The organism is Melaminivora alkalimesophila, assembly GCF_000282995.1.
In the GTDB taxonomy this organism is placed as follows: Bacteria; Pseudomonadota; Gammaproteobacteria; order Burkholderiales; family Burkholderiaceae_C; genus Melaminivora; species Melaminivora alkalimesophila.
On the sequence record NZ_ALEE01000203.1, the window covers coordinates 1 to 7,296 of the forward strand.

Sequence of the window (7,296 nt, forward strand, 5' to 3'; positions counted from 1 at the left end):
CCGCCGCTGGCGAGGCCGGCACCCGGATTCGCCCCTAGCCCAGCCCAGGAGGTGGCCCGCATGGGCAAGCCCCTTGCCGTGCTGCTGGCCGGCCTGGCCGGCATAGCAGCGGCGATCCAGGCCGCGGTAAACGCAACGCTCGGCACCCATATTCGCGCCATTCCTGCCGCCTTTACCTCATTCGCCACGGGCACCGCCGCATTGCTGCTGTTGACCCTGTGGGCTTGGCGGGGCATGCCCCTCGCTCAGATCAGCCAGGGGTATGCAAGCGCTCCCCTCTGGTCTTACGCGGGCGGCCTGCTGGGCATGGTGATGGTCATCGGCATGACCTACGCCGTGCCGGCGGTTGGCGTGAGCGCAGCGATTAGTGCCTTCGTGACGATGCAGTTGACGGGATCGCTGGTCATGGATACCTTCGGCCTAGCCGGCCGGACGGCACTGCCCCTGACCTGGCACCAGGTTGTTGGTGTAGGGCTTATCCTCCTGGGAGCCCGGTTCGTACTCTGGCGCTAAGGCGCGTATATAATGTAGAGATGCGGAGCGTTTTTTCGCTCCGCATCTCTCTTTATGGGTGGCAAGGGCCGTGGGGTGCACTTTTGGCGCCGTCTTGGTCCCCTCTTGGTCCCCTCTTGGCACCCGTTGACCACCCCGCCGGAGCCACTCTGGCACGGCCCGTCATGCTGGCGGCCCGCTGTGCTGGTGGCCCCCTATCCGCCGCCCTTGAGCAGCCGGCTCCGTATCACTCCGGTGAAGGTAGGGGTTGCCGATACCTGTGGCCGTTCAACTCTTCCTTGACTCGATGGTTCCATTGATTGACCCGTTGCTCTGTAGCCGCTCGCCTTTACGGAGCGCCCCGGCCAGCTCACCCACCTCTTCTATGAGCTTAAGGAAGTAGCCGTCTACCCGGTTGGGGTGGTGATTCGAGCCGTCCACCTACGCCGTCGTGTCACTTGCTGCTCGGACCCGGTCGTTGCGGAGGAGCCTTCATGAACCCCGCCTCTCCTGTTCTCTCCAGTAGAGACCGGCGAGCACGCCCATGAGGGAGTCCCAACCGGAACTGCTGCCGACCGCCATCACACCCCTCAGGGCCGCCATTAGCTGGCGGCTATCTGGCTCTCCCTGAATCATCGCCTCCAATAGAGACCTCAGCGGAGAGCTGAATCGGCCATGAAGGGCATGCCGAAGGTATTGAGCCGAGATCACGTTAGTCGCCTGCCAGAGGTGCTCTCTCAGGTGGCGACGCAGGTAGCGGACCATGTTCGTTTGCCCATCCAACCACAGAGCCCCGACAAAGCCCACGACGAAGTCGTCCCCCGACGGGGTGAGGCCAGGACCCAGCCCGATCAGCCGCCTAGCCGCTTCAACCAGAGCTGGTCCGTCGCCCGCTGTAATGGTTTTGAGCACAGGTTGAGCCCTCACCAACCATGGCTCAACGGCTGTGACAGACCGTAGTTGGCCTCCCGGACTCCACCCTTCCAGTAGCGTGGCCAGTCCTGCCTGGCCATCACCCTTCGCCTCAAGGAGCATCTGGTGCAGGTGACGTGCTGGAAAGATGTTGGGCTGGGGTGGAAGGGGGGTGAACCGCTCATCGTACCCGTGTGCGGCGGGAATGGTCAGAAGCGGATGCCCTCCCATGAGTAGCGCCCGCCCCATCACCGACAGATCGCCCTCCGCCGCAGATGCGAGCCGGCGGCGCAGTGCGGGCCACACAGTCTCCCCAACCACGACCCCAAAGGGGCTATGGCCCAGGGAGGCGACCTGGATGGTCAACAGGAGGCGGGATCCGACGAAAAGGTTGAGACTCCGCTCAAAGAGGCTGTGAAGTTGAAGCGGGCTGCCTTGAATGTGTGGGAGAAGCCGGGCAACGTAGCGGGACGGCACACAGGTGATCGGTAGCATTCGGCCTCTCCTTTATAACGGGGGCGGTGGCGGCGCCCACCCCCCGACCGGCACGTCCTGGCCCAGCTTCGGTGGGGGTGGAGCACTAGAGCCGGCCCCTGCCCCTAGGTATGAGTGAACCTGGTACCTGTTCGACTTGGCTGGTGCTGGGCCCGGCGACGGGTGGGGGTGACCTCCTGAGCCGACGCCTGCCCCCTAGGCACGAGTAGACCTGGCACCTGTTCGACTTGGCTGGTGCTGAGCCCGGCGTTGGCTGGGGGTGACCTCCTGAGCCACCCCTGCCCCTAGGCACGAGTAGACCTGGCACCTGTTCGCTTTGGCTGGTGCTGGGCCCGGCGTCGGGTGGGGGTGACCTCCTGAGCCGACCCCTACCCCTGGGTACGAGCTAACCTGGCACCTGTTCGACTTGGCTGGTGCTGGGCCCGGCGACGGGTGGGGGTGACCTCCTGAGCCGACGCCTGCCCCCTAGGCACGAGTAGACCTGGCACCTGTTCGACTTGGCTGGTGCTGGGCCCGGCGTCGGCTGGGGATTGGCGGAGGGGTGAAGGGCTGAGCACCACTCTTTGCGAACAGGCCACGGCCAGTTGAGGGAGAGCCGACACCTGTGCCGGACTGGGCACTCGGACTTGGGCTGCGGTTACCGTTCAGGTGTGAAGGACTACTCGGCACCAGTTCCCGCGAACAGGCACGATCAGCCCAGGAGGGTGGGCGGCCAGGCGAACCCGGGGCCTCTGGCGGCCATCCCAGAGAGCACCACTCACTGCGAACAGGCCCCTGGAGTCGCAGCGGGGGAGGAGGCAGTGGTGGAGCGGGCCCAGGCGGCCACTCTCCGTTGGCCATTCCCCGGGAGCACCAACCAACGCGAACAGGGATCTGGTGGCTGGTGGGGAGGGGTATGGCGCCTCCAAATCATCGATAGGCTAATTGTACCACCGACGAAGTTGTTTGCAGCCAGCGATTCCTCTCACTTTCTCCAACAACCCTCTTGCGCTGGTCGCTCAAGGGGAGTATGATCTGTTCTGTGCAGAACGTTTCCTGGAGAACGGGGTGACTTGCCACGATGACTTCCCTCCGGACCGAGATCCCCGAGCTGTGGCGCCAACTGAACCGGCAGATGCATGAACGGTTTCGTGCAACCTTCAGGGAGTCGGACATTCAGCCGCACGCTTTCTTCATGCTGCGCCAGATTACCACGAACCCCGGCGTCACCGTTTCGGAGCTGGCTCGGCGGGTTGGAATGGTAAAGAGCCATGTCTCGAAGACCGTTGATCAACTCACACGGCAGGGGTACCTAGAGAAGCGGGCTGACGAAGCGGACCAGCGCCTGGTCCGGCTCTACGCGACCCGTTCGGCCCAGAGCTTGATGGCGGAGACCGAGGCGATCGCTCGTCGGGCCTGGGATGAGGTACTGGACAGGGTGGCTCCCGAGCAGTTGGAGACGGTAGCAGAGGGGCTCCGCATCTTGCTTTCAGCTCTGGAGCAGTCCATAGCACATCCCTTTGAGTGATCAGCGAGCCGCGTTGGCGGCCACCAATCGCCCCACGGATCACCCCGCGGATCCCAATCTACTGATGGAGAGGGTTAGTTTGCTTAAGTTGCTCCGTTTTCTGAAGCCATTCGCAGCGCCTATCGCTGCTGTGCTAGTTCTGGCCTTCTTCCAATCCCTGTCCGAACTCTACTTGCCTACCCTGATGGCCGACATTGTCGATAAGGGCATCATGTCGGGTGATACCGACTACATCCTGCGGATCGGTGGCCAGATGCTGCTGGTGGCGCTGGGGGGGACGCTGGTCGCCATCCTGGGGGCCTACCTCTCCTCACGGATCGCATCCGGCTTTGGCCGCAGCCTCCGGGGTCAGGTCTTCCGGCAGGTGCAGGGTTTCTCGCTCCAGGAGTTTGACCGGATTGGCACCGCCACGCTCATCACCCGCACCACCAACGATATCACCCAGGTCCAGATGGTGGTGATGATGGTCCTCCGCATCATGATTAGTGCGCCGATGATGATGATCGGCGGCATTATCATGGCCGTCTCGAAGGATCCCAAGCTCTCCCTTGTAATCGTCGTGCTGATCCCCATCCTCGTGGCCGTGATCGCTGCGGTGGCGGCCAAGGGCGTCCCGCTCTTTGAGGCCATGCAGAAGCGGATTGACCGGCTGAACCTGGTCGTTCGGGAAGGGCTCACCGGCATCCGGGTGATCCGGGCCTTCAACCGCTCTGACTACGAGGAGCGCCGCTTCGTCGGCGCCAACCGTGACCTCACGGAGACGGCAATCAAGGTCAACAAGCTGATGGCCGTCATGATGCCGACGATGATGCTCCTGCTCAACTTCACGACCATCGCGATTATCTGGTTTGGCGGCATTCGCATTGATCGGGCCGAGATGCAGGTGGGCGACCTGATGGCCTTCATTCAGTACGTGATGCAGATCATGTTCTCCCTCATCATGGTCTCCATGATGTTCATCATGGTGCCCCGGGCCTCGGCCTCCGCCGTCCGGATCAATGAGGTGCTGGAGGTGAACTCCTCCATTCAGGATCCCGCACAGCCGAAATCGGCCGCAAACCTGCGGGGCCAGGTGGAGTTCCGGGACGTTACCTTCAGCTACCCCGGTGCCGAGCGGCCTGCCTTAGAGGGAATCTCCTTTACCTCCGGCCCAGGCGAGGTGACCGCCATCATCGGCGGCACAGGTGCGGGAAAGACGACGCTGGTCAACCTGATCCCCCGCTTCTTCGACGTGGAAAGCGGCGCGGTGCTGGTCGATGGCGTGGATGTGCGGGAGATGACCCAGGCGGGCCTGCGAGCCAAGATTGGCTACGTGCCGCAGAAGGCGCTCCTCTTCAGCGGCAGCATTGCCGACAATATTCGCTATGGCAACGGGGAGGCATCGGACACAGAGGTGGCCCATGCTGCCCAGATCGCCCAGGCGGCCGAGTTTGTCGACGAGGTGGAAGGGGGCTATGGGGCTGAGATTGCCCAGGGCGGCACGAACCTCTCCGGAGGGCAGAAGCAGCGGCTTACCATTGCGCGGGCCTTGGTCCGCCGGCCCGCGATCTACATCTTCGACGACAACTTCTCTGCCCTGGACTTCAGGACCGACGCCCGCCTGCGGGCGGCTCTGAAGCCAGAGACCTCCAGGGCCACTACCTTCATCGTGGCCCAACGGGTCAGCACCGTGATGGAGGCAGATCGGATTATCGTGTTGGACGGCGGGCGCATGGCGGGGATGGGCACACACAGGGAGCAACCTGTAAGAGCGGCGTGAAGGTGACCATGCTCGCCTTCGTCATCAAGGCGGTGGTGGCTGCGCTCAAGAAGTTCCCCGAATTCAACGCCAGCCTCGACGGCGACGCGCTCGTCTACAAGCAGTACTTCCACATCGGCTTCGCCGCCGACACGCCCAACGGCCTGGTGGTGCCCGTGCTCCGCGATGCCGACCAGAAGGGCATTCTCCAGATCAGCCAGGAAATGGGCGAACTGGCCAAGAAGGCGCGCGACGGCAAGCTGGGCAGCGCCGACATGCAGGGCGGCTGCATGTCCATCAGCTCGCTCGGCGGCATTGGCGGCACGCACTTCACGCCCATCATCAACGCTCCCGAAGTGGCCATCCTGGGCCTCTCGAAGAGTGCGATGAAGCCCGTGTGGGACGGCCAGCAGTTCGTTCCGCGCCTCATGCTGCCGCTGTCGCTCACCTGGGATCACCGCGTCATCGACGGCGCTGCCGCTGCACGCTTCAACGTGTACCTGGGCCAAATCCTGGCGGACTACCGCCGCATCCTGCTGTGAAAGGAACATGAACATGGCAGTGATCGATATCCAAGTCCCCGACATCGGCGACTTCGCCGAAGTGGGCGTCATCGAAGTGCTGGTTCAACCCGGCGACACCATCAAGGCCGAGCAAAGCCTGGTCACCGTGGAGTCCGACAAGGCCTCCATGGAGATTCCGTCCAGCCACGCGGGCGTGGTCAAGGAGCTCAAGGTGAAGCTCGGCGACAAGATCGCAGAAGGCAGCGTGCTGCTCACGCTGGAGACGGCGCAGGCCGCAGCGCCCGCTGCTGCACCCGCAGTTTTGGAGCAAAAACCAGCTCCAGCGCCCGCAGCGCAAGCGCAAGCAGCTATCAAAACAGAAGCTAAGAGCTTTGCCGGTAGCGCCGACCTGGAGTGCGACGTGCTTGTGCTTGGCGGCGGCCCCGGCGGCTACAGCGCCGCTTTCCGCGCTGCCGACCTGGGCCTCAAGGTCGTGCTGGTCGAGCGCTATGCCCAGCTGGGCGGCGTGTGCCTGAATGTCGGCTGCATTCCCTCGAAGGCGCTGCTGCATGTGGCCGCCGTGATGGACGAAGTGTCGCACATGGCCGACCTGGGTGTGGACTTCGGCGCGCCCCAGGTCAATGTGGACACCTTCCGCGGCCACAAGGAAAAGGTCATCGCCAAGCTCACCGGCGGCCTGGGCCAGATGGCCAAGATGCGCAAGGTCACCATCGTGCGTGGCTACGGCGCCTTTGTGGGCGCCAACCACCTCGAAGTGGAAGAAACCACCGGCACCGGCCAGGAGAAGACGGGCACCAAGAAGGTCATCGCCTTCAAGAAGGCCATCATCGCCGCCGGCAGCCAGGCCGTGCGCCTGCCCTTCATGCCCGACGATCCGCGCGTGGTCGATTCCACCGGCGCCCTGGCGCTCAAGGAAGTGCCCAAGCGCATGCTCATCCTGGGCGGCGGCATCATCGGCCTGGAAATGGGCACCGTCTATTCCACCCTGGGCGCACGCCTGGACGTGGTCGAGATGATGGACGGCCTGATGCAAGGCGCGGACCGCGACCTCGTCAAGGTCTGGGAGAAGATGAACAAGCACCGCTTCGACAACATCCTGCTCAAGACCAAGACCGTGGGCGCCCAGGCCACGCCCGAAGGCATCCAGGTGCAGTTCGAGGGCCTGGACGGCACGAAGAGCGAAGGCACCTACGACCTGGTGCTGCAGGCCGTGGGCCGCACGCCCAACGGTAAAAAAATCGGTGCCGACAAGGCTGGCGTGGCCGTGACCGACCGGGGCTTTATCGACGTGAACATCCAGATGCGCACCAACGTGCCGCACATCTTTGCCATTGGCGACATCGTGGGCCAGCCCATGCTGGCGCACAAGGCGGTGCATGAGGCGCATGTGGCGGCCGAAGTCATCGCCGGGGAATTGCAGGGCAACAAAGAACTGGCCGCCGCCGCGTTCAACGCCCGCGTGATTCCCAGCGTGGCCTACACCGACCCCGAAGTGGCCTGGGTGGGCCTGACCGAAGATCAAGCCAAGGCGCAAGGCATTCAGGTCAAAAAAGGCCTGTTCCCCTGGGCCGCCTCGGGCCGCGCCATTGCCAATGGGCGTGACGAAGGCTTCACCAAGCTGCTGTTCG

5 protein-coding genes and 1 pseudogene are annotated in these 7,296 nt (G+C 63.8%); 5 read left to right on the plus strand and 1 reads right to left on the minus strand.

Annotated features, from left to right (window positions below):
- Window positions 1-60: 60 nt before the first annotated feature.
- Window positions 61-513, plus strand: a complete 453-nt coding sequence (locus A612_RS03330; protein ID WP_019373174.1) for a DMT family transporter — start codon at window positions 61-63, stop codon at window positions 511-513.
- A 471-nt stretch (window positions 514-984) separates the two neighbouring features.
- Here the strand turns inward: A612_RS03330 and A612_RS18135 are convergent, their stop codons facing one another.
- Complete coding sequence (locus tag A612_RS18135) at window positions 985-1,899, minus strand: oxamate carbamoyltransferase subunit AllH family protein (protein WP_019373175.1); 915 nt, start codon at window positions 1,897-1,899, stop codon at window positions 985-987.
- A gap of 1,060 nt (window positions 1,900-2,959) precedes the next feature.
- Between A612_RS18135 and A612_RS03340 the strand changes: the two genes are divergently transcribed.
- The 4 genes and pseudogenes from A612_RS03340 to A612_RS03355 form a co-directional block, all read left to right on the plus strand.
- The gene (locus A612_RS03340) at window positions 2,960-3,406 is read left to right on the plus strand and encodes a MarR family winged helix-turn-helix transcriptional regulator (protein ID WP_019373176.1); all 447 of its coding nucleotides are present in this window, start codon (window positions 2,960-2,962) and stop codon (window positions 3,404-3,406) included.
- 64 nt (window positions 3,407-3,470) lie between these two features.
- Window positions 3,471-5,165, plus strand: a complete 1,695-nt coding sequence (locus A612_RS17795) for an ABC transporter ATP-binding protein (protein ID WP_019373177.1) — start codon at window positions 3,471-3,473, stop codon at window positions 5,163-5,165.
- Window positions 5,153-5,686 (plus strand): annotated as a pseudogene (locus A612_RS03350) (2-oxo acid dehydrogenase subunit E2); the annotation flags it as partial. The gene A612_RS17795 and the pseudogene A612_RS03350, both read left to right, overlap by 13 nt.
- Window positions 5,687-5,699: 13 nt before the next feature.
- On the plus strand, window positions 5,700-7,296 hold a 1,597-nt coding region (locus tag A612_RS03355), incomplete at its 3' end, for a dihydrolipoyl dehydrogenase family protein (RefSeq protein ID WP_040435842.1).